Source organism: Yimella radicis (genome assembly GCF_054778255.1).
Map to the genome: position 1 here is coordinate 122,107 of NZ_BAAGZR010000010.1, position 20,485 is coordinate 142,591.

Genomic DNA, 20,485 nt, shown 5'->3' on the forward strand with positions numbered 1-20,485 from the left:
GGATGTACTTCACCGACCGCGGAATCGAAGAATTGGCGAGTCGGCGTGGCGAGGAAGAGGTCAGCCTGGAATGGTTGGCCGATCAGCTGCGCGCTTTCGTCGACCTCAACCCGGAGTTCGAAGTGCCGGTCGAACGGCTGGCAACATGGTTGGCTCGCCTGGATGACGACGAATGACGAGTGAGGATCGAGTGACCCAGAACGACGAACGGCGTCAGCCGGAGTTCAACCCGAGCGCCGAGTTCCAGGTGGTCGAGGGTCCACGCCGGGTCGGCGTGTGCTTTGTCGGCGACGAGTACGTAGCAGGACTCGGCGACCCCAAGGCGCTCGGTTGGGTTTCGCGGGTCGTGGCCCGCACCCCGCACGCCGGGGTCGACCTGGCCGCGTACAACCTGGGCGTCCGTGGCGACAGTTCGACCGAGGTTCTCGCCCGGTGGCAACAGGAGTCCGAACCGCGATGGCGCACCGCGAACGAGCGGCGCCTGGTCATCGGTTTCGGTGCGGGCGACATTGGCCAGGACCTCTCGACGGCACGCTCGCGCCTGAACCTCGCCAACATCCTGGACGACGCGTCGTCCGCGGCCATCGCGACCTTCGTCGTCGGGCCGGCGCCCACCCAGGACAACGAGTTCAACGAGCGCCTGCAGCTGCTGGTCGATGCGCAGGCGGACGTCTGTTCACGCCGCGGCGTCACCTACGTCGACTGCTTCCGCCCGTTGCTCGGGCACGACCAGTGGCAGTCCGATCTTGCTGCATCACCCGACGGCCTGCCCGGGCAGGCCGGCTACGGTCTCATCGCCTGGCTGGTGCTGCACGCCGGCTGGCAGTCCTGGCTCGACCTCTGAGCCTGACCGCCCGATCACGCTCGATCAGTACGCGCCGTCCTTCGCCAGGACGGCGCGTACTGTCTTCACGAGGATGAGCAGGTCACCGGTCATCGACCAGTTCTCCACGTAGTACAGGTCCTTGCGCACACTCTCGTCCCAGGTCAGGTTGGAGCGTCCACCCACCTGCCACGGCCCGGTGATGCCGGGCTTCACGTACAGCCGTCGATGCACGTGCTGGTCGTAGGACTCGACTTCGGCGGGTAACGGCGGACGGGGGCCGACCAACGACATGTGCCCACGGATCACGTCGAACAGCTGCGGCAGTTCGTCGATGGAGTAACGGCGGATGAATTTGCCGGTGCGCGTGACACGCGGGTCGTCCCTCATCTTGAACAGCATCTCGTTGCCGTCATGCTCCTCGTGCAACGACTGCAGGCGGGCCTCGGCATCGGTGACCATCGAGCGGAACTTCGTCATCCGGAAACGGGAGCCGTTGACCCCCACGCGCTCCTGCCGGTAGAACACGGGACCGTGGTCCTCGAGCTTCACCGCAAGTGCGGTCACGATCATGATCGGAGCCGCCAACAGCAGCATGCAGAGCCCGACGACGAGGTCGAAAGCTCGCTTTCCGACGTACTTCATCCCGGTGTAGCGCGGCATCTCCACGCTGATCAACGGCAGACCCTCGACCGGCTTCCAGTGGATTCGCGGACCGGCGATGTCGGTCATGCGGCTGGCGAGCACCAGATTGCACTTGGTCTCTTCGAGATCCCAGCCGAGATCACGCAGGAAGGTCGGACCGGTGGAACTTTGACCGGCGACCACGACGACATCGGCACCGACCACCATCGCCGCCCTCGCGGCGTCCTCCGGCCGGCCGACCTCGGGCAGTACGCTGCCGTCGGCCAACCGGAACTCACGGGACTGACCTGCGGTCGCGACCGCCACGACCTCATAACCGGCGATCGGGGTTCGCCGGACGGTGTCGACGACGTAGCGGACCTCGACCGGTGAACCGACCACGAGCGCCCGCTCGACCCACTCCCCACGCCCCCGACGCCGGACCAGCACCCGGCGCTGCACGACCCGTCCGATCAACAACAGGATCAGACCGAGCGGGAAGGCCACAGCAAGGAAACCGCGGGCGAACGCGACCTTGAACAGCGTCGCGAAGATCGCCACACCGCCGAACAACGCCCACGTCGCACGGGCCAGGTCGCGGTATTCGGTCGAGCCGACGGCCACGACCTTCATGCTGTAACCGCCGAACGCTGCGATCGCGATCAACCACGCCAACCCGAGCGCGATGCCGGTCTGGCTGTACGACAGGTCGCCGAGCCCGGCGACCTTCGCACCGCGTGGATCGCCGAAGCGCACGACGACTGCCAACCACATCGCCAGTGCGATCCCGAGCACGTCGCCGGCCAGCAGACGTGCTTGAAGGGACCGGCGCCAGTTGATGTGCGTGGAACCGGTGACCGTTCGCTCGCCCAAGGTCGTCATACGGGGCCGTTCATCCCTCACGTGCCCGGTGTCACGACCGGCAGTGCGGCGGCCAGGCGTTCGTTCCAGGGGCCGATGGGCTCGATCCCGTTCGCGTCGAACACGTCGTGGCCCAGGACGCTGTTCGCGGGACGGGGTGCCGGTACCGGAAACTGATCGGTGGTGATCGGAGTGACCCGTCGGGCGTCGAGGCCGGACAGGGTGAAGATCTCCTGCGCGAACCGGTGCCAGGAGGTCGAGCCGGAACTGGTGCCGTGGTAATAGCCACCCGGGGCCCCGGAATTCACGAGTCGGACGATGAGTTCGGCCAGGTCACGGGTCCAGGTCGGCTGCCCGACCTGGTCCGCGACGACGGTCAACGTGTCGCGTTCACCGGCCAGCCGCAGCATGGTCTTGACGAAGTTGCCCCCACCGGCGCCGTACAACCACGCCGTCCGAACCACATAGGCGTCCGGACTTGCTTGCCGCACAGCCCATTCGCCCGCGGCCTTCGTACGACCGTATGCCGAAGCGGGTGCTTGCGGCGCGTCCTCGGGCCACGGCTGGTCACCGTCACCGGGCATCACGTAGTCGGTCGAGACATGCACCAGCCGGACACCGGCAGCCGCGCACGCGACCGCGACGTTGTGCGCGCCGACCGCGTTGATCATGAACGCCTCAGCCTCGTGCTCCTCGGCCTTGTCGACCGCGGTCCAGGCCGCACAGTTCACCACCACGTCAGCGTCCCGCACCGCGTGCGTCACCGCTCCCGGAACCCGGATATCGCAGTCCGCACTGCCCAGAGCCCAAAAATGCTCTCCCGCCTGCGCCAACACCGACTGCAGGTCCTGACCGAGCATCCCGTGCCCGCCCAGCAACACCCACCTCATCGATCTGCACCCATGGGACCCGGGGAAGTGCCGGTCGAAGTGCCGGTGGACAGAACCTGTTGGGTGCGGGCGTACTTGTCCTCGACCGCTTGCTTCACCGGACGCCACCAGGCTTCGTTGGCCTGGTACCACTCGACCGTCGCGGCCAAACCCTGATCGAAGCTGCGGTAGGTCGGTTCCCACCCCAGTTCGGTGCGCAGCAGGGTGGAATCGATCGCGTACCGCAGGTCGTGCCCGGCCCGGTCGGTCACCTGATCGAACGCGTCCGGCTCTTGCCCGAACAGCACCAACAGTTTGCGCACCACGTCCAGGTTGTTCACCTCACCATCAGCACCGATCAGATACGTCGCACCGATCCGGCCACGATCCAAGATCGCCCACACCGCACTGTTGTGATCATCGACATGGATCCAGTCGCGCACATTCAAACCGTGCCCGTACAGCTTCGGACGCACCCCATCGATCAGGTTCGTGATCTGCCGCGGAATGAACTTCTCCACATGCTGACGCGGACCGTAATTGTTCGAACAGTTCGAGATCGTGGCCTGCACCCCGAACGACCGAACCCACGCCCGCACCAACAAATCCGACGCACCCTTGGTCGACGAATACGGCGAGGAGGGGTTGTACGCCGTGGCCTCGGTGAACCGGCCCGGGTCATTCAACTCCAGATCGCCGTACACCTCATCGGTCGAAATGTGGTGATACCGCACCCCATGCGCACGGACCGCTTCCAACAACGTGTACGTGCCGATCACATTCGTATCCAGAAACGGGCGCGGGTCAGCCAACGAATTGTCGTTGTGTGACTCCGCCGCGAAATGCACCACCGCATCCGCACCCGCCACCACACCGTTCACCAGGTCAGCATCCGCGATATCGCCCTGGACGAACTCGACCTCATCCAGCACACCGTCCAGGGACGCCTTCGACCCCGCATAGGTCAACTTGTCCAACACCGTGACCCGCACATCCGGCCGCGTCCGCCGCGTCAGCTGAACAAAATTGCTGCCGATGAACCCCGCCCCACCGGTCACCACGATCCGCACGAAAAATGCCCCACTCCACGCTCGACTCGACGCCGGAACAGACGCCCGCGCAAGCTTACCGGCCAACCCATAGACTGCCGCGGGTGAAGGGAATCATTCTCGCTGGCGGGTCGGGCACACGACTGCACCCGATCACTCGCGGCATCAGCAAACAACTCATGCCGATCTACGACAAACCGATGATCTACTACCCGCTGTCAACCCTGATGATGGCCGGCATCCGCGAAATCCTGATCATCACCACACCCCACGACGCCGACCAGTTCCAACGCCTGCTCGGCAACGGATCCCAATGGGGCATCGAGCTGACCTACGCCGTACAACCCTCACCCGACGGCCTCGCCCAAGCCTTCATCATCGGTGCTGACTTCATCGGCAAGGACAACGTCGCCCTCGTCCTGGGCGACAACATTTTTCACGGCACTGGACTCGGCACCCGCCTACGCGACCACAAGAACCTCACCGGCGGGCTCATCTTCGCGTACCACGTCCCCAACCCCACCGCCTACGGCGTCGTGGAGTTCGACGAACACATGCGCGCCGTGTCCATCGAGGAAAAACCCACCTACCCCAAATCGAACTACGCCGTCCCCGGTCTCTACTTCTACGACAACAACGTCATCGACATCGCCCGCAACCTACAACCCAGCACCCGCGGCGAACTCGAGATCACCGGCATCAACGACGCCTACCTCCAACAAGGCACCCTGCAAGTCACCGTCCTACCCCGCGGCACCGCCTGGTTCGACACCGGCACCTTCGACGGCCTCATGTCCGCCTCCCAATTCGTTCACGTCGTCGAAGAACAACAAGGACTCAAAATCGGGTGCATCGAAGAAATCGCCTGGCACAACGGCTGGCTCGACGACAGCACTCTGCGACAACACGCCGACGACCTCACCAAAAGCGGATACGGCCTCTACCTACACCGCATCCTCGCCGAACCCCGACGCGAAGGACGACTCGCCCGATGAACATCGAACCCCTCGCCATCGAAGGCGCCTACGTCATCACCCCGCGCCAGTTCCCCGACGACCGCGGCGTATTCATGGAAGGCTTCCGCGCCGACAAACTCGCCGAACACCTCGGCCACCAGATGCAGGTCCTGCAGACCAACATCTCCGTCTCCAGCGCCGGCACCGTCCGCGGCATCCACTACGCCGACGTACCACCCTCACAAGCCAAATACATCACCGCCGCCTCCGGCGCCCTCATCGACTACATCATCGACATCCGCGTCGGCTCCCCCACCTACGGCCAATGGGACTGCGTCCTGCTCGACAGCGACTCCCGCAAAGCCGTCTACCTGTCCGAAGGACTCGGCCACGCATTCTGCGCACTGCAGGACGACACCACCGCCGTCTACCTCTGCTCCGCCGTCTACAACCCCGAACGCGAACACGGCATCCACCCCCTCGACCCCACCATCGCCCTAACCCTCCCCGACGGAATCGAACCCACCCTCTCCCCCAAAGACAACGCCGCACCCACCCTCGCCGACGCCGAAGCACAAGGCCTGCTGCCCACCTACGAAGACTGCCTCAACTACCGCAACTCGCTGCGCTGAACAACGGTCGCTGCGACACGGCGGACAATCGCGCACGAGTTCGCGGGCTCGGGCGGTGAGTGCTCGCCGCTGCGCCAGCGGCACCGTCCGGTCGGCGACCGGACGAACAGGCGGTCACAGAGGCATCACACTTTCGGCGAATCCGAAGCGACTGCACGGCAACGGTGCGAAGATCTGCGCACATTCGGGCCCGCTCGGGTCGTCGATCTGCAAGGAGTTCCACCATGGCACTGGTCCACTCGCGTTCACGTATCGCTCTGGCCACAGCGGTCGCTCTCACCTTCGGTCTCACCGCCTGCGGTTCGGACAGCCTCGAGGAGGGCACCAGCAGCGCAAAAGAGTCGGTGAAGAGCGTCGCCAAGGACACCTCGCTCGCCGACAAGGTGCCGGCTGCCCTGAAGAGCAAGGGCACGCTGACTATCGGTACCGATGCGTCCTACCCGCCCAATGAGTACTTCGACACCGACGGCAAGACGATCGTCGGAATGGACATCGAATTACTCGACGCGGTACTCAGCAAGCTGGGACTCAAGGCGAAGTACGTCAACGGCGGCTTCGACTCGCTCATCCTCGGTGTCGGATCCGGCAAGTACGACATGAGCGTCTCCTCGTTCACCATCAACAAGGAGCGCATGCAGCAGGTCACGATGGTGAGCTACCTCAAGGCCGGCAGCCAGTGGGTCGTGCCGAAGGGCAACCCGAAGAAGATTTCGCCCGACGACGCCTGCGGAAAGACGGTCACCGTCCAGAAGGGCACCGTCCAGGTCACCGACATGCAGGCCCGTAGCAAGAAGTGCACCACTGGCGGCAAGGGTGAGATCAAGCTGCTCATCGAACAGGACCAGAGCAAGGCAACGCTGAACCTGTCCGCAGGCAAGGCCGACGCGATGGTGGCAGACCTCCCGGTCTCGGTCGACGCCGTCAACAAGAGTGGCGACAAGCTCGAACTGCTCGGTGAGAACTACGACACCGCCCCCTACGGCTACGTGGTCAAGAAGGACCAGAACGAGTTCGGCAACGTGCTTGTCGAAGGCTTGAAGGCCATCAAGAAGGACGGCACCTACGACCAGATCCTCAAGAAGTGGAAGGTCGACGGCGGCGCCATCGACGACTTCGCGGTCAACCCCTCGGTCTGATGACCACTCAGACACACAACGACGACCGGCCGGGCGAGATCAACGCCCGGCCGGTCCGGCACCCTTGGCGCTTCGTCGCCGTCGCGGTCATCTTGATTCTGGTCGCGATGTTCGTGAGCTCGTTGCTCACCAACGACCGGTGGAATCTTGAGTTCGTCCCGAACGTGATGAACTTCAGCCCCGTCCTGCGTGGCCTGGTACAGGGCACGATCGTCTGCACGATCGGCGCGATGGTTCTCGGCGTCACTCTGGGCATCCTGCTGGCGGTCATGCGACTGTCGGGCAACCCCGTCCTTCGCGGCGTCGCCTTCGCCTACACCTGGTTCTTCCGCGCCGTCCCCCGCCTCGTCCTGCTGGTGATGCTCGGCGTGGGCGCCGGATTCCTCTACCCCAGGCTCGACGTCGGCATTCCGTTCGCGCAGCAGATCTTCGGAATCGACACCCCGCTGGTGTTCGGCTCGATCGACGTCAACGCGTTGTCCAACGGAATCGCAGTCGGCATTCTCGGGCTCGGCCTGTCAGAAGCCGCCTATATGGCCGAGATCGCGCGGGCCGGCATCCTGTCGGTCGACAAGGGGCAATCCGAGGCCGCTCAGGCACTCGGCATGAGCAACGGCAAGACCATGCGTCGCGTCGTGCTCCCGCAGGCGATGCGCGTGATCGTCCCGCCGACCGGCAACGAGACGATCGCGATGGTCAAGGACACCTCACTGCTCGTGGCAGTGCCGGTGTCCAACGAGCTCTGGTTCCAAGTCACCCAGGTGGCCAACAACACCGGCCGAATCATGCCCGCGTATGTCGCCGGATTCCTGTGGTACCTGATCATCTGCTCCATCCTGATGGTCGGCCAGTACTTCCTGGAGCGACGCTTCGGACGCGGCTACGGCACCCAGACGAACAGCTCACGAAAGCTCACGATGATCGGCAAGGGATCCGCATGACCACCGGCACCCACGCGCAGCCGCTCGTCCACGCGGTCAACGTGACCAAACGCTTCGGCGACAACAAGGTGCTCAAGGGCATCGACCTCGACGTCCGCGAGGGCGAGGTGGTCTGCCTGCTCGGTCCGTCGGGTTCGGGCAAGACCACGTTCCTGCGCTGCATCAACCAGTTGGAGTCCATCAACGGTGGACGCATCTGGGTGGACGGCGACCTCATGGGGTACGAGGATCGCGGTGGCACGCTGCACCACCTACCCGACAGGAAGATCGCCGACCAGCGTCGCGAGATCGGGATGGTCTTCCAGCGATTCAACCTGTTCCCACACATGACGGCGCTGGAAAACGTCGCCGAGGCGCCGGTGCACGTCAAGGGTGTCGGCAAGAAGCAGGCACGCGACGAGGCACGCACATTGCTCGAGCGGGTGGGTCTTGGCGACCGCTGCGACCACTACCCCGCGCAGTTGTCGGGTGGCCAGCAGCAGCGGGTCGCGATCGCCCGCGCTCTCGCGATGCGCCCCAAGTTGATGCTGTTCGACGAGCCGACCTCTGCGCTCGACCCCGAACTTGTCGGCGAGGTGCTCGACGTGATGCGCGAGCTGGCGCAAGGCGGGATGACGATGATCGTGGTGACCCACGAGATCGCGTTCGCCCGTGACGTCGCCGACCGTGTCGTCTTCATGGACGCCGGCGTGGTGGTCGAGCAAGGAGAGCCACGCGAGATCATCGCCCGCCCACAGCACGAACGCACCCGCACCTTTCTGCGTCGCATCCTTGCCGAGCAGGACGAATCGCCGACACCGGAGCCCGACGCACCCAACCTCACCAAGGGCTGAGCGGCACGCGAATGTCGTTGTCCCGCTTCAAGATCGGCCTCGCCATCGTGCGAGGCCGATCCATGTTGCCCACCTATCAGGACGGCGACCGGCTACTGGTGCTGTACGGCGCCCGTCCCCGTCCCGGACGCGTCCACCTGGTGCAGTTACCACCGTCACCGGCCGGTCCGCGTCCGCTGGCCGTCAAGCGGGTCCGCGGTGAGACACCGGACGGATGGTGGGTCGAGAGCGACAACCCTGCCGAGGGCACAGACTCCCGAACGGTCGGCGCCATCGCGTCCTGCGGGATGGTCGCCGCGGTGATCGGCGGACGACCGTTGCCCCGCCGCCCGCTCGGTCGCCGCGCGGAGTAAGTTCGATCTCGACAGGGCTTGCTCGGCTGCTGCCGAGTGGGCCACGCCCAGCGAAAACCCACGGGAAGGACTTTCATGTTCCGCCGTTTCATCGCCCCCACCGTCGAGGTCAGCGCCCACTGCGACCTGCCTTGTGGCGTCTATGACCCCGCTCAGGCCCGCATCGAGGCCGAGTCGATCAAGGCCATCATCAAGAAGGTCGCCGACAACGACGACCCGGACTTCCGCACCCGCGCGATCCTGATCAAGGAACAACGCTCCGAGCTGGTCAAGCACCACCTCTGGGTGCTGTGGACCGACTACTTCAAGCCGCCGCACTTCGAGAAGTACCCCGAGCTGCACACCCTCGTCAACGAGGCCACCAAGCTCGCCGGCGCCAGCGGCACCAAGGGTGAGCTGGACGAGAAGGTCGCCGACGACCTCCTCGCCAAGATCGCCGAGATCGATCGCATCTTCTGGGAGACCAAGAAGGCCTGAGCACCGCTCCCGGTTCGAAGGGGCACGACCGTCGCGGTCGTGCCCCTTCGTCATGTTCAGGATCGGGTCCGACCAGGACGACCCACGCGTCCAGGCGTACGACCCGGACCCGTTCGAGGACCACACCCACGACGAGGTCGGGTCGTCCGGCAAGCACGCCCCACGCACGACCTGACGTGCGACCGGCAGGAACGGCGAAGGAGCGGTGCAGATGCACCGCTCCTTCGTCATGTTTGTGCGATTCGCTCAGGCGTTGGGACGCTTGCCGTGGTTGGCACCCTTGCCCTTGCGCGCACGACGCTTACGACCGCGCTTGCTCATGGTCTGCTCCTGAATGTCGTCCAATGGCCGGGCAGGCCCGGCAAACTCCGTCAGTCTCCCACACCGGCACCCGGAGGCAGAAATCACCTGACGTTCACTGCAGGTCACCCAGCCTGAACATCTGTTCAAGGATGTGTGACACATGGCATAATGAAGGACTGCGCTCGACCGAGCGCATGACTACAGCATTCAGGTGGACCATCTATGAACGCCTTCCTCGAACTGCTTGCCGCCATGCTGTCCGGCGGGCAGACGACCTCCCCTACCCCCGTTGTCGGATGGCGTCCGCCCACCGGCTGATTCAGCTGTGACTTCCAGCGTTCCTGACACTCAGTCTTCGGACGCTGCAAAGCACGACCCGCGTAGCGCTGCCTTGGGCAGCGCTACGCCTGTTACAGCAGTCCTTGCTGTCACACTCACGATGGCCTGCGCCGCTTGCGTCCATCTCGGGATCCCGATCGATGACCCGCTGAGCCTCCTGCTCCTGGTCGCGATTGCCTGGGTTGCAGAGACCTTCGCATCTCTGGTGCAGCGGTTCTCCTCGATGTCGCTGACCTCGACCCTTGTCGGTGTCGCTGCTGTCCTTTGCGGTCCTCTCGGCGCGTGCGTAGTCGGGTTCATCGCTACAGGTTTCGCAGTAGGTCGCCTTCCGGCGCCGGTTCGAGCCTTCAATGCAGTGATGACCGGCTGGATGGGCATGGTCGGCGGGTTGGCCTTCGGCGGACTCACCGGGTCCGCCATCGACCGAACAACCTGGCTGAACATGCACACGGAGGCGTTGATCGTGCCGATGGGAGTCATGACGCTGGTCATGATGCTTGCCAATGCTCTGCTGCTGAGCCTGGTCATTCAGGTGACTGCGGGCGTCCCGTTCTCGCGCTCGCTGCGCGACTTCGGCGAGAACAGTGCCCTACTGTTCCTGATCGGCGGCCTCATCTCCTACCTGATCGTGGTGCTGTGGGTCGGTGCTCGCATCGGGCCGTTCACGGTCCTGGTCATGGCACCTCCGCTGCTGCTGGCGCAATGGGCCTACTCCTCCCTCGCCGCCGAGGCATCCAACGTCGACCACGCCGTCGAGGCGCTGGTGTCCGCCCTCGAACTCCACCGTCCGGGGTCTCGCCGCCACGGCGAGCTCGTGATGGTGATCGCGGAGGAGATCGGCAATGTGCGCGGTTTGTCCGAAGCCGACGTCCAGGACGTCCGCCATGCAGCACGCCTGCACCACCTGGGCACCATCGACCCCGATCGCCCGAACATCATCACCGTCGACCGTGAGTCCGCCCGTAGCGGAGCAGGCCTGCTCGACGGCGTCGACTTCCTGAGCAGCGTCCGGAAGGTCATCGCCACCCAGTCCGACCCACTGGGTGCGCCGGGCAACACGTCGGTGACAGGGGTGCTGGCCACCGCCGATGCGCTGGCGTCGATGCTCGAGCACCGGCTCATGGAGCTCGGCCGCGACGCAGGCGTCGATTCCACGCTGATCTGCGAGTGCATCGAGGCCGTTGCCCGACGCGACGAACTCGACCCGGCCGCCCGTCAGGGCATGTCCGCTGCAGCCGGCGGAACCCTGCCTGAGCAGATCATCCAGAAACTCGCCTCGCCGTCCCCGTTGGGGGTCCACGAGGGTGCCGTGGGATGAGGAGTCGTCAGCCGCTGGTCGATCGCGCGATCGTTGTGCTGAGCGCGGTCGTGCTGCTCGTCGCGGCTGCCACGCTCGCCCTCAATCCGGCACAGGCACTTGCCGACGCGGGTTGGCGTCTGGGCGTGATGACCATCGCGCTCGCCCTGGTCGTCCCGCTGCATCTTCGACTGCCCAGCGGCATGGACGCATCGCCACTGGCGCCGTCCATCGGACTGGCGATGGTGCTGACTCCGTTGTCGACCGCTCAGAATGACCTGACCGGCACCGCTCTGGTGGTCGTCGCCCTCGCGGTCGGAACGATGGTCGGGGTGGGTTTGTCCTCGTTGCTGGGTCAAGGCCGCACCTCGTTGGCGATGCTCGGCAGCCGCCTCATCGGCGCAACGGCAGCCGCCCTGCTGTTCCGCAACATGCCGATCATCGACGGCGAATCGCCGGCTTCGGCTGCTCAAGGATGGCTCGACGATCCGTGGCGCACGGCGCTGGCGATGACCCTTTGCGGCCTGGTGGCGATCGCCGTCGACCTCGGGCTCCTCGTGCTGCGCACTGCCGCACCGGGACGCCTTGGCACCCAGGGCGAACAACTTGCCCGCGAGATCGGCCCGGTCTGGCTCGCGGTACTGGGCATCGCGGTCGCGATCGCGCTGGGGTTCGGCCCGCTCGATCTGTGGTCGGTGCCGGTCATGGCCTCACCCCTGTTGCTGATGCGAACCGCTCTTCGCCGGCAGGCGGCGATCGTCCGGGTGCGCCACGACGCCATCGCCGCGCTGGGACAGCTCACCGACGGCACGGGCTACACCACCACCGGCCACGGGCGTCGGGTTCGTGACCTGGCGCGCGAGGTCGGCCTGCAGTTGATGCTGAGTGACCGGGAGCTACGCGACCTGGAGACGGCGGCACTGATGCATGACGTGGGCCAACTCGGATTGACCGACCCGATCCCGGGCGGCGCCACCAGCGAAGCCGCACCGTCCGACCAGGCCGCGATCGCAATCGCAGGAGCCCGAGTCGTCCGGACCCTCGGCGGGATGGAACGGGTCGCCGAGATCATCGAGCAGCAGACCACGCCGTACCGCAATGTGCGCGAGTTCGGCGAGGACGTCCCGATCGAGTGCCGCATCCTGAAGGTGTGCAACGCCTACGACGACCTCACCCAGGGACGTCCGGAAGCGCGGGCCGAGGCCATCGAGCGGATCTCGCTGGGCATGGGCTACGAGTACGACCCGGACGTCGTCGACCTGCTGACCCACGCCGGCACCACCCGCTGACGGCGAAGCAGGCCGGACGGACCGCTTCAGTCGATGCGGTGGATCTCCACCGTCGTGACCTGGATGCTGATCCGCTGCATGATCTGCGTGCGCAGGGCGACGGGCGCCGATTCGCACTGGCAAGAGCGACGCACGAGCGCCTTCATGATCGCGTCACGCTGGTACTCGTCCAGGCACGGCGGGCAGTCGGCCAGGTGCTCCTTGAGCGCGGCGCACTCCGCGTCGGTGAGTTCACCGTCGAGGTACTCGCCCAGGTGCTGCAGGTAACTGTCGCACCCGTGGGCCCCGTCGAACATCATGCGTCGTCACCCTTGATGAATCCGCGCTCACGCGCGTAGTCGGTGAGCTTCTCCCGCAGCATCCGGCGTCCGCGGTGCAGGCGCGACATCACGGTGCCGATCGGGGTTTCCATGATCTCGGCGATCTCCTTGTAGGAGAAGCCTTCGACATCGGCGAAGTAGACGGCCAACCGGAAGTCCTCCGGGATGTCCTGCAACGCGCGCTTCACATCGGAGTCGGGCAGGTGGTCCAGCGCCTCGGCCTCGGCGGACTTCAGGCCCTTGGACGTGTGCGCCTCGGCACGTGCGAGTTGGTAGTCCTCGATCTCGGCGGCGTCGGACTGCAACGGCTGCCGCTGCTTCTTGCGGTAGTCGTTGATGTAGGTGTTGGTCAGGATGCGGTACAGCCACGCCTTCAGGTTCGTTCCCGGCTTGTACTGGTGGAACGCGGCGTACGCCTTCGCGAAGGTCTCCTGGACGAGGTCCTCGGCGTCGGAGGGGTTGCGCGTGGTGCGCAGTGCGGCGCTGTAGAGCTGGTCGAGGTAAGGCATCGCGTCGCGTTCGAAGCGAGCCAGGCGCTCGGCCGGCGATTCCGCGGCCACGTCGACGGTGCCGCCGGAGACAGCGGTCTTCTCGTGGCTGCGGTCACCGTCGTCGCCGTCGGCCACGTCGTCCGGCAGGTCGGTTGGCACGGTCGCCGTGCTGGAGGATCGATCCTGAGTCATCGTGGTCCAGCCTAACGCCGACCGCTGACGGTCGGTCTCCTTCGGCTTGGCCGGTAGGCCGAGACCGTTGGGCGCCGGCTGGGGCGCGGCGTCGTACGCCACGTCGTCGGGCGCGCAGGGTGCGGCAAACACGCTCGGTTTCCTCCTCCCGTGCGAGCACTCACCCGCACGCTCAGGCCAACACCCGTCGGGACCTGATCATTCCGGCCTCACCCGACCCAGACGCGCGGTTCAACGGGCGAGTGTGCCGAGCCAGTCCCGCACCGCAGCCACGACGTCGTCGGGCTGCTTGCTGAAGCCGTGCGCCCCCTTGCACGCGAAGACCGGCAGCGCGTCACCGAACTCGTCGTGGAAATCGTCCGGACGGCCGAACGGGTCGGTTGCTCCCTGCACCACCGCGATCGGCAGTCCGGCATCCAGCACGCCACGCACCTCGCACGCGCGGCCCCGGTCGGACTTGCCGGCCCCGCTCAGCGGGAACGACAGGGCCAGCACGGCGTCCGCACCCACCTCGACCGCGGTGCGACAGGCGACCCGGGCACCGGCGGACCGGCCGCCCACGACCAACGGACCGGGCAGCTTGCCGCGACCCGCGGTGAGCGCCGCGATGATCGGCGCCCAGGCCACGTCCAGTGTTCTGGGCGGCGTCGCCAGCTTGCGTCCGACAACCCGCCAGGGTTGCTCGACACGGACGTAGTTCCAACCGTCGGCAACGAGGGTACGCAGCGCAACCAGGTCGGGCGCTTCGATCCCGCCGCCGGCACCGTGGCTCACCACAACCGTGCCGCGAGCATCCGTCGCACGCTCGATGTGCGCTCGGCCGACTCCCTGAGGAGTGTCGATCTCCTTGATCTGCAGCCTGGTCTGCACCGACATTCGCTACGCCCCGATGATCTCGCCGGTGGTCGGGTCGGTGACTCCCCGAAGCTCGTCCCGGCCGATCGGCAGGGTCAACTGCTCGCCGTTGTTGCGTCCGGAACCGACTGCGGACGAGACCGGCCACGCCTCGAAACGGCCCGGCGGAGGCGATTCGAGCAGCGCGCGCACCTCGTCCGGGTCCTTGGTGTCCGGGTCGAGCCAGTGCTGCCACACCTCGCGGTCGAGCACCAGCGGCTGACGGTCGTGGATGCGGTCGAGGCCGGCCTCGGCCGCGGTGGTGATGATCGAGAACGTCGTGAGCCACGCGTCCGGGTCGTCCGCGTCCTTGCTCTTGTCGCGCCAGAACTCATAGACACCCGCGAACGCACAGTGCTCGCCGTCGCCACGACGGATGAAGAACGGCTGCTTGCGCGGCTTGACCTTCGCGTCGGTCGCGGTCTGACTGACCTGCCACTCATACCAACCGTCAGCCGGAACCAGGCACCGCCGACCGACCGCGGCCTTCGCGAATGCGCCCTTGTCGAGCAAGGTCTCCGATCGAGCGTTGATCATTCGCAGACCGACCTTGGTGTCCCTCGACCACGACGGCACCAGACCCCACGTCAGCAGGCGCAGCTGACGGACCGGTGCGTTGTCGGGATCGTCCTTCGGAACACGCGTCAGCACGACGGTCGACTGCTTGGTCGGAGCCATGTTCCAGTCGGGCGCACCGGCCGGCGGTTGCTGTGGGTTCACCAACACCGATCGAGCGTGCTCATCGGTGCGGTCCTCGTCGACATCGAACTCGTCGGCGATGTCGTCCGGGCTGAAGCTGGCTGCGTATCGCCCACACATGTGGCCAGCCTAGAGCCGCGCACGTGCGCTCTCGCACTACCGTTGGACCCGATGGATCCGCATACTCCCACCGGCGACTGGCCGGCACCGACCGCCCCTGGCCCGCTCGACTCCACCGTGCTGGTGCCCGGTTCGAAGAGCCTGACCAACAGGTACGCAGTGCTCGCGGCACTTGCGACCGACGCCTCACGCATCACCCGTCCGCTGGTCTCGCGCGACACGACTCTGATGATCGACGCCCTGCGCAGCCTCGGCACGCAGGTGATCGAGGAGGAGGTCGACGACGAACCGAGTTGGCTGATCGAACCACTCGCCCTGCGCGGGCCGGCCCGTATCGACTGCGGTCTCGCCGGCACCGTGATGCGCTTCCTGCCGCCGGTCGCCGCTCTCGCCGACGGCGAGGTCTCCTTCGACGGCGACCCGCACGCGCGTAACCGTCCGATGGCGCCGGTTCTCGGTGCGCTGCGTGACCTCGGGGTCGAACTGCGCACCGAGGGCGCCGAGGCTCTCCCCTTCACCGTCGTCGCAAACGGCTCGGTGCGCGGTGGCACGGTGCTGATCGACGCGTCCGGTTCATCGCAGTTCGTGTCGGCGCTGCTGCTGGCCGGTGCCCGCTTCGAGCAGGGCATCACCGTGGTCCATGACGGCAAACCGTTGCCGTCGTTGCCGCACATCGCGATGACCGTCGAGGTGCTGCGCGATTCCGGTGTCGTGGTCGACGATCTGGACGCGAACACCTGGCGGGTCGAACCGTCCGAGATCTGCCCGGTCGAGGTCGAGGTGGAGCCCGACCTTTCCAATGCGGCACCGTTCCTGTCCGCGGCACTGGTCGCCGGAGGGTCCGTGCGCGTGCCGGGCTGGCCGCAGTTCACGACGCAGGCGGGCGACGCGATCCGCGACATCCTGGACGCGATGGGCGCCGACGTGAGCTTGGACCGCGACGGTCTCACCGTCAGCGGCGACGGACAGATCTCGGCGGTCGATCTCGACCTGCACGACGTCGGTGAACTGACCCCCGTGGTCGCGGCGCTCGCCGCGCTCGCCGACTCCCCCAGCCAGTTGCGCGGCATCGCACATCTGCGCGGCCACGAGACCGATCGCCTGGCGGCGCTCACCGCCGAACTGAACGGTCTCGGCGGTAAGGTCACCGAGACCGACGACGGCCTGCGCATCGATCCCGCGCCACTGCACGAGGGCGTCTTCCACACCTACGGCGATCACCGCATGGTGATGGCCGCCGCAGTGCTGGGCTTGCGGGTGCCCGGAGTCGTGGTCGAGGACGTCGCGACCGTGGGCAAGACGCTTCCCACCTTCACCCGGCTCTGGGGTCAGATGCTCGGGCACCGGGACTGATCCGTGGGCGGACGGTACGACTATGACGAGTCGCGCATCGGCGTGCGTCCGAACCGGCGCGGTACCCGTCCGCGTACCAAGGACCGCCCGGCGCACAAGGACGCGATCATCGGCATGGTGACCGCCGTCGACCGAGGACGCTGGACCGTGCTGGTCGACGATCACCCGGTCACCGCGATGCGAGCGCGCGAACTGCACCGCAGCCCGATCGTTCCGGGCGACCGCGTGGGACTCGTCGGGGACACGTCCGGCACCGAGGGCTCCCTCGCCCGCATCATCCGGATCGAGGAGCGCGACACGTTCCTTCGCCGCACCGCCGACGACACCGATCCCGTGGAGCGGGTGCTGGTAGCCAACGCCGACCAACTGGCGATCGTCACCGCCCTGGCCGATCCGGAGCCGCGTCCGCGGATGGTCGACCGATGCCTGGTCGCCGCGTACGACGCCGGCATGGAGCCGCTGCTCGTGCTCACCAAGGCCGACCTCGCCGATCCGGACGAGTTCATGAAAACCTATGCGGGACTAGATGTTTCGTACGTCGTCACCGAGGTCAGGGACGACGGCACCATCACCGGGCTCGACGCCGTCCACGAGCGGGTCCACGATCGGATGACCGTTCTGGTGGGGCACTCCGGAGTCGGCAAATCGACCTTGGTCAATGCCCTCGTGCCCGGGACGGACCGGGCCGTCGGACACGTCAACGCCGTCACCGGACGCGGCCGACACACCTCGACCTCGGCCATCGCACTGCCGCTGCCCGAGGGCGGCTGGGTGATCGACACCCCGGGCGTCAGATCGTTCGGTCTGGCCCACGTCGATCCGGCTTCGTTCATCGACCACTTCCCCGAACTCGCGGCGGGCACCGAGGAATGCCCACGCGGGTGCACGCACGACAACGAGTACTGCGCGCTGGACGCCTGGGTCGCGGCCGGCCACGCCGGCGATTCCGGGCCGGCCCGGTTGGAGTCGCTGCGCCGCTTGCTAGGTTCGCGCCTGGGCAACCCCGAGGACGAGTGACGGTGCTGCGGTGGCGATCGGGTTGAGCACCGCCGGCTCCCACCTGTCGGCGCTCGCCGAGATCAAGTCGGCGCCGGGTCAGTGGAAGGTCGCCCTTCGCGCGACCGCGATGACGACGGTGACCGTACTGGTCGTCTGGGCCACGCTGGGCAAGGAACTCGCGCTGCTGTCGATCACCGGGTCCTTCATCGGCAACACCGCGATCCGCCGCCCGTGGCGCGCTCGGCTGCACATCCTGCTCTGGATGGACGCCGCCTACCTGATCGGTTGCGCGATCGCGGTGCTCATCGGCGACAACCCCGTGCTGCTCACGCTGTCGATGACCGCCATCGCCATGACGGCGGTGCTCGGCTACAACGCACTGATGGCCGACCCACCGGGACCGATGTTCCTCATCATCGGTCCCGCGATCGCCTCCTACCTGCCGACGATCGGGGTGGGCGCCTGGCAGGTGATGGCGGTCTGCGCACTCAGTTGCCTGGTCGCGTCCGTCGCGACGTTGGTGCTGCATCCGCGCGCCAAGGAGTCCGCCGAAACCCTCGCTGTGGCCAAGGCTGCCGATGCGGTCGAAGACCTCACCGAGGCGACGGACAAAGCTTCGGACGACGCCCTCGAACTGGCCCGACTGCGGGACGCCGCCTACGCGGAGGTGCTAGCCGCGAGCATGACGCTCGCCGAAGCGTCCGGACGAAATCCTGTTGGGCGACAGTGGCATTCGTTGCTCATCGAGCTGCGCAAGCTGCACTTCGAGGTCATCGACGAGGTCGCCGAACGGTGGCTGCCGGGAGCGGTCGTCGAGGTCGAGGCGGGTGCTCAGCGCAGGTACCTGGGTGCCCCGCCGGTGGAGTACATGCTGCGCTGGGGACTCTCTCCACGGTCGCTGCCGTGGCTGGCCGCCCGCCGCATCGGCATGGCGATCGCGCTCACCTGTGCCGTCTCGTACGGGCTGCAGTTACACCATCCGTTCTGGGCGGTGATGACGACCGCTCTGGTGATGTCACTGGGCACCGACCGCCTGTCCCTCACCCACCGCGGACTGCACAGGATGCTCGGCACACTTGCCGGCATCGTTGTGTTCATCGGCGTCCACGCGCTGCACCCGCCGCTCGAGGCCGCGATCGCGATCTGCCTCGTGCTGGTCTTCCTGGTCCAGTGGACCGCCGTACGCAACTATGCGATCGCCGCCTTCTTCGTGACCCCGATGGCGCTGCTGGTGACCACCACGAGCAACGAGGGGCAGGCGGTGGGTGACGTCGTCGGCGAACGCATCATCGACACACTCATCGGCGTCGGAGTGAGCCTGCTGGTGATGTGGGCGACCGACCGACGGGCGCCGATCGCTTTGGTACGCAGGCAGTTCCGGCGGGTGCTGCGAGTGACCGCTGACCTGTTGGAGCTCCTGGCGGCAGGCGATCAAGCATCCGAGACGGGGTTCCGGGTGCGGCGCGACCTCGCCTACGAGCAACTGCAGGCGGCCCGCATCCTGAAGATCGCCCAGGAGGACCTCCCCGTGACGCTCGGATCCTGGTCCCGGGTCGAGATCACCGTCAATCAGCTGGTCTTCACCGCTCTCGTGGCCTGTTGGCTGCGCGACCCGACCGAGCACCTGGACGCTGCCGGGATGGCCACACGTCTGCGCACCGTGATCCGTGAGTTGCCGCCGGTCAGCACGCGTCTGGTCGACGCCGATCAGTTGTGCGAACAGTTGGACACCGTGCTGGGCATCGGTGCGCCACAGCTCCCGCTCCGCACCGTCCAGGCGGACGACTGACGCGCAGGTCCCGGCGCCACCACAGCAGGGTCGCTACGGTCGTCCTCGTGAGTTACTCCGATGATGTCCGTATCGCCCACGTGATCGCCGATGCGGTCGAGCCGACGACGATGGGCCGGTTCCGGGCCGACGACCTGATCGTCAACAACAAACCCGACCTGACACCGGTGAGCGACGCCGACATCGCTACGGAGGAGATCATCCGCGCCCAGCTCAAACGGGCCCGCCCGCGCGACGCCGTCGAAGGCGAGGAACAAGGACTGGTCGGCGAGGGTCCGCGTCGCTGGGTCGTGGATCCGATCGACGGCACCAAGAACTACGTCCGCGGTCTGCCGGTCTGGGCGACCCTCATCGCCCTGGTCGAGGACGACGAGCCGGTGGTCGGCCTCGTCGCCGCCCCCGCACTCGGGCGCCGCTGGTGGGCGGGCAAGGGCACCGGCGCCTGGACCGGACGAAACCTGCAGGGCGCCAAGCAGATTCACGTGTCCGAGGTGTCACGGATCGAGGACGCCTCGATGTCGTACGCCAACGTGCGCGACTGGGACGCCCACGGCAAGCGCGAAGCGATGCTGCAACTGATGGACGATGTCTGGCGCAGCAGGGCGTACGGCGACTTCTGGTCGCACGTGCTCGTCGCCGAGGGCGCCGTCGACATCGCGCCCGAGCCCGAACTCGCCACCTACGACATGGCGGCGTTGGTGCCGATCGTCACCGAGGCCGGTGGCCGGTTCACCGGCCTCGACGGGAAACCCGGCTGCTGGAGCGGCAACGCGGTCAGCAGCAACGGCCTGCTGCACGACGAGCTGCTGCGCCGCTTGGGATCGTCGGGCGCACCCGAGGCGTAGG

The 20,485-nt window shown here is 66.6% G+C and carries 24 protein-coding genes; 16 read left to right on the plus strand and 8 right to left on the minus strand.

Going from position 1 to position 20,485, the window contains the following annotated elements; genetic code table 11:
- Positions 1 to 2: 2 nt before the first annotated feature.
- On the plus strand, positions 3 to 176 hold the full coding sequence (locus tag ACYU8W_RS10035; protein WP_168990149.1) for a DUF6104 family protein: 174 nt from the start codon (positions 3 to 5) through the stop codon (positions 174 to 176).
- Positions 173 to 844 (plus strand): GDSL-type esterase/lipase family protein, encoded by a 672-nt coding sequence (locus ACYU8W_RS10040; protein ID WP_499468732.1) that lies wholly within the window; start codon positions 173 to 175, stop codon positions 842 to 844. Before ACYU8W_RS10035 ends, ACYU8W_RS10040 begins: the two co-directional genes overlap by 4 nt.
- Before the next feature lie 24 nt (positions 845 to 868).
- On the opposite strand, the gene ACYU8W_RS10045 is transcribed toward ACYU8W_RS10040, so the two are convergent.
- Genes ACYU8W_RS10045 through rfbB form a run of 3 tightly spaced genes read right to left on the minus strand, consistent with a single transcriptional unit; the run spans position 869 to position 4,247 of the window.
- Positions 869 to 2,329: a sugar transferase gene (locus ACYU8W_RS10045; RefSeq protein WP_499468734.1), complete on the minus strand. Its 1,461-nt coding sequence runs from the start codon at positions 2,327 to 2,329 to the stop codon at positions 869 to 871.
- A gap of 17 nt (positions 2,330 to 2,346) precedes the next feature.
- Positions 2,347 to 3,198: a dTDP-4-dehydrorhamnose reductase gene (gene rfbD / locus ACYU8W_RS10050; protein ID WP_499468736.1), complete on the minus strand. Its 852-nt coding sequence runs from the start codon at positions 3,196 to 3,198 to the stop codon at positions 2,347 to 2,349.
- Positions 3,195 to 4,247, minus strand: a complete 1,053-nt coding sequence (rfbB, locus tag ACYU8W_RS10055) for a dTDP-glucose 4,6-dehydratase (RefSeq protein ID WP_499468738.1) — start codon at positions 4,245 to 4,247, stop codon at positions 3,195 to 3,197. Before rfbB ends, rfbD begins: the two co-directional genes overlap by 4 nt.
- An 83-nt stretch (positions 4,248 to 4,330) precedes the next feature.
- Here rfbB and rfbA point away from each other — a divergent pair, with 83 nt between their 5' ends.
- The 8 genes from rfbA (at position 4,331) to ACYU8W_RS10095 (ending at position 9,729) form a co-directional block, all read left to right on the plus strand.
- Positions 4,331 to 5,221, plus strand: coding sequence for a glucose-1-phosphate thymidylyltransferase RfbA (gene rfbA / locus ACYU8W_RS10060; protein WP_499468740.1), 891 nt, complete (start codon positions 4,331 to 4,333; stop codon positions 5,219 to 5,221).
- On the plus strand, positions 5,218 to 5,814 hold the full coding sequence (locus ACYU8W_RS10065) for a dTDP-4-dehydrorhamnose 3,5-epimerase family protein (RefSeq protein ID WP_499468742.1): 597 nt from the start codon (positions 5,218 to 5,220) through the stop codon (positions 5,812 to 5,814). The genes rfbA and ACYU8W_RS10065 overlap by 4 nt, the downstream gene beginning before the upstream one ends.
- A 224-nt stretch (positions 5,815 to 6,038) precedes the next feature.
- Entirely contained in the window at positions 6,039 to 6,950 is a 912-nt protein-coding gene (locus ACYU8W_RS10070; RefSeq protein WP_499468744.1) for an ABC transporter substrate-binding protein, read from the plus strand.
- On the plus strand, positions 6,950 to 7,891 hold the full coding sequence (locus ACYU8W_RS10075) for an amino acid ABC transporter permease (RefSeq protein WP_499468746.1): 942 nt from the start codon (positions 6,950 to 6,952) through the stop codon (positions 7,889 to 7,891). The genes ACYU8W_RS10070 and ACYU8W_RS10075 overlap by 1 nt, the downstream gene beginning before the upstream one ends.
- Entirely contained in the window at positions 7,888 to 8,724 is an 837-nt protein-coding gene (locus tag ACYU8W_RS10080) for an amino acid ABC transporter ATP-binding protein (RefSeq protein WP_499468748.1), read from the plus strand. The genes ACYU8W_RS10075 and ACYU8W_RS10080 overlap by 4 nt, the downstream gene beginning before the upstream one ends.
- Before the next feature lie 11 nt (positions 8,725 to 8,735).
- The gene (locus ACYU8W_RS10085) at positions 8,736 to 9,077 is read left to right on the plus strand and encodes a S24 family peptidase (RefSeq protein ID WP_141927846.1); all 342 of its coding nucleotides are present in this window, start codon (positions 8,736 to 8,738) and stop codon (positions 9,075 to 9,077) included.
- 75 nt (positions 9,078 to 9,152) lie between these two features.
- Positions 9,153 to 9,554 (plus strand): superoxide dismutase, Ni, encoded by a 402-nt coding sequence (gene sodN, locus ACYU8W_RS10090; protein ID WP_129627272.1) that lies wholly within the window; start codon positions 9,153 to 9,155, stop codon positions 9,552 to 9,554.
- Between the two features lie 52 nt (positions 9,555 to 9,606).
- A complete protein-coding gene (locus tag ACYU8W_RS10095) occupies positions 9,607 to 9,729 on the plus strand; it encodes a hypothetical protein (RefSeq protein WP_281279536.1) in 123 nt (40 codons plus the stop codon).
- 71 nt (positions 9,730 to 9,800) lie between these two features.
- Here the strand turns inward: ACYU8W_RS10095 and ACYU8W_RS10100 are convergent, their stop codons facing one another.
- Positions 9,801 to 9,875: a 50S ribosomal protein bL37 gene (locus ACYU8W_RS10100; protein WP_370447367.1), complete on the minus strand. Its 75-nt coding sequence runs from the start codon at positions 9,873 to 9,875 to the stop codon at positions 9,801 to 9,803.
- Between the two features lie 679 nt (positions 9,876 to 10,554).
- Here ACYU8W_RS10100 and ACYU8W_RS10105 point away from each other — a divergent pair.
- Together ACYU8W_RS10105 and ACYU8W_RS10110 are read left to right on the plus strand one after the other, a co-directional pair.
- Positions 10,555 to 11,514 carry a hypothetical protein gene (locus ACYU8W_RS10105; protein ID WP_499468751.1) on the plus strand — a complete coding sequence of 320 codons (960 nt, stop codon included), beginning with the start codon at positions 10,555 to 10,557 and terminating at the stop codon, positions 11,512 to 11,514.
- On the plus strand, positions 11,511 to 12,782 hold the full coding sequence (locus ACYU8W_RS10110; protein ID WP_499468753.1) for an HD-GYP domain-containing protein: 1,272 nt from the start codon (positions 11,511 to 11,513) through the stop codon (positions 12,780 to 12,782). The genes ACYU8W_RS10105 and ACYU8W_RS10110 overlap by 4 nt, the downstream gene beginning before the upstream one ends.
- Before the next feature lie 26 nt (positions 12,783 to 12,808).
- Here the strand turns inward: ACYU8W_RS10110 and rsrA are convergent, their stop codons facing one another.
- From rsrA to ACYU8W_RS10130, 4 genes are all read right to left on the minus strand, one after another.
- Positions 12,809 to 13,081 carry a mycothiol system anti-sigma-R factor gene (rsrA, locus tag ACYU8W_RS10115; protein ID WP_499468755.1) on the minus strand — a complete coding sequence of 91 codons (273 nt, stop codon included), beginning with the start codon at positions 13,079 to 13,081 and terminating at the stop codon, positions 12,809 to 12,811.
- Positions 13,078 to 13,917 (minus strand): sigma-70 family RNA polymerase sigma factor, encoded by an 840-nt coding sequence (locus ACYU8W_RS10120; protein ID WP_499468757.1) that lies wholly within the window; start codon positions 13,915 to 13,917, stop codon positions 13,078 to 13,080. The genes rsrA and ACYU8W_RS10120 overlap by 4 nt, the downstream gene beginning before the upstream one ends.
- Before the next feature lie 99 nt (positions 13,918 to 14,016).
- Positions 14,017 to 14,661: an alpha/beta hydrolase family protein gene (locus tag ACYU8W_RS10125; RefSeq protein ID WP_499468759.1), complete on the minus strand. Its 645-nt coding sequence runs from the start codon at positions 14,659 to 14,661 to the stop codon at positions 14,017 to 14,019.
- A gap of 3 nt (positions 14,662 to 14,664) precedes the next feature.
- A complete protein-coding gene (locus ACYU8W_RS10130; protein WP_499468761.1) occupies positions 14,665 to 15,498 on the minus strand; it encodes an SOS response-associated peptidase in 834 nt (277 codons plus the stop codon).
- Positions 15,499 to 15,549: 51 nt separating this feature from the next.
- Between ACYU8W_RS10130 and aroA the strand changes: the two genes are divergently transcribed.
- From aroA to hisN, 4 genes are read left to right on the plus strand one after another with little or no spacing between them, the layout of a single operon-like run.
- Positions 15,550 to 16,851, plus strand: a complete 1,302-nt coding sequence (gene aroA, locus ACYU8W_RS10135; protein ID WP_499468763.1) for a 3-phosphoshikimate 1-carboxyvinyltransferase — start codon at positions 15,550 to 15,552, stop codon at positions 16,849 to 16,851.
- 3 nt (positions 16,852 to 16,854) lie between these two features.
- The gene (rsgA, locus tag ACYU8W_RS10140; protein WP_499468765.1) at positions 16,855 to 17,868 is read left to right on the plus strand and encodes a ribosome small subunit-dependent GTPase A; all 1,014 of its coding nucleotides are present in this window, start codon (positions 16,855 to 16,857) and stop codon (positions 17,866 to 17,868) included.
- 10 nt (positions 17,869 to 17,878) lie between these two features.
- On the plus strand, positions 17,879 to 19,639 hold the full coding sequence (locus ACYU8W_RS10145; protein WP_499468767.1) for an FUSC family protein: 1,761 nt from the start codon (positions 17,879 to 17,881) through the stop codon (positions 19,637 to 19,639).
- A gap of 47 nt (positions 19,640 to 19,686) precedes the next feature.
- Positions 19,687 to 20,484, plus strand: a complete 798-nt coding sequence (gene hisN, locus ACYU8W_RS10150; protein WP_499468769.1) for a histidinol-phosphatase — start codon at positions 19,687 to 19,689, stop codon at positions 20,482 to 20,484.
- The last annotated feature ends 1 nt before the right edge of the window (position 20,485 follow it).

Coding starts and splice junctions, on each gene's coding strand:
- ACYU8W_RS10065 (WP_499468742.1), top strand. CDS start 5,218: ATGAACATCGAACCCCTCGCCATCGAAGGCGCCTACGTCATCACCCCG.
- ACYU8W_RS10105 (WP_499468751.1), top strand. CDS start 10,555: ATGACCGGCTGGATGGGCATGGTCGGCGGGTTGGCCTTCGGCGGACTC.
- rfbD (WP_499468736.1), bottom strand. CDS start 3,198: ATGAGGTGGGTGTTGCTGGGCGGGCACGGGATGCTCGGTCAGGACCTG.
- rsrA (WP_499468755.1), bottom strand. CDS start 13,081: ATGATGTTCGACGGGGCCCACGGGTGCGACAGTTACCTGCAGCACCTG.
- ACYU8W_RS10130 (WP_499468761.1), bottom strand. CDS start 15,498: ATGTGTGGGCGATACGCAGCCAGCTTCAGCCCGGACGACATCGCCGAC.
- ACYU8W_RS10125 (WP_499468759.1), bottom strand. CDS start 14,661: ATGTCGGTGCAGACCAGGCTGCAGATCAAGGAGATCGACACTCCTCAG.
- ACYU8W_RS10095 (WP_281279536.1), top strand. CDS start 9,607: ATGTTCAGGATCGGGTCCGACCAGGACGACCCACGCGTCCAGGCGTAC.
- ACYU8W_RS10085 (WP_141927846.1), top strand. CDS start 8,736: ATGTCGTTGTCCCGCTTCAAGATCGGCCTCGCCATCGTGCGAGGCCGA.
- ACYU8W_RS10110 (WP_499468753.1), top strand. CDS start 11,511: ATGAGGAGTCGTCAGCCGCTGGTCGATCGCGCGATCGTTGTGCTGAGC.
- ACYU8W_RS10045 (WP_499468734.1), bottom strand. CDS start 2,329: ATGACGACCTTGGGCGAGCGAACGGTCACCGGTTCCACGCACATCAAC.
- aroA (WP_499468763.1), top strand. CDS start 15,550: ATGGATCCGCATACTCCCACCGGCGACTGGCCGGCACCGACCGCCCCT.
- ACYU8W_RS10080 (WP_499468748.1), top strand. CDS start 7,888: ATGACCACCGGCACCCACGCGCAGCCGCTCGTCCACGCGGTCAACGTG.
- ACYU8W_RS10040 (WP_499468732.1), top strand. CDS start 173: ATGACGAGTGAGGATCGAGTGACCCAGAACGACGAACGGCGTCAGCCG.
- ACYU8W_RS10070 (WP_499468744.1), top strand. CDS start 6,039: ATGGCACTGGTCCACTCGCGTTCACGTATCGCTCTGGCCACAGCGGTC.
- ACYU8W_RS10035 (WP_168990149.1), top strand. CDS start 3: ATGTACTTCACCGACCGCGGAATCGAAGAATTGGCGAGTCGGCGTGGC.
- sodN (WP_129627272.1), top strand. CDS start 9,153: ATGTTCCGCCGTTTCATCGCCCCCACCGTCGAGGTCAGCGCCCACTGC.
- ACYU8W_RS10075 (WP_499468746.1), top strand. CDS start 6,950: ATGACCACTCAGACACACAACGACGACCGGCCGGGCGAGATCAACGCC.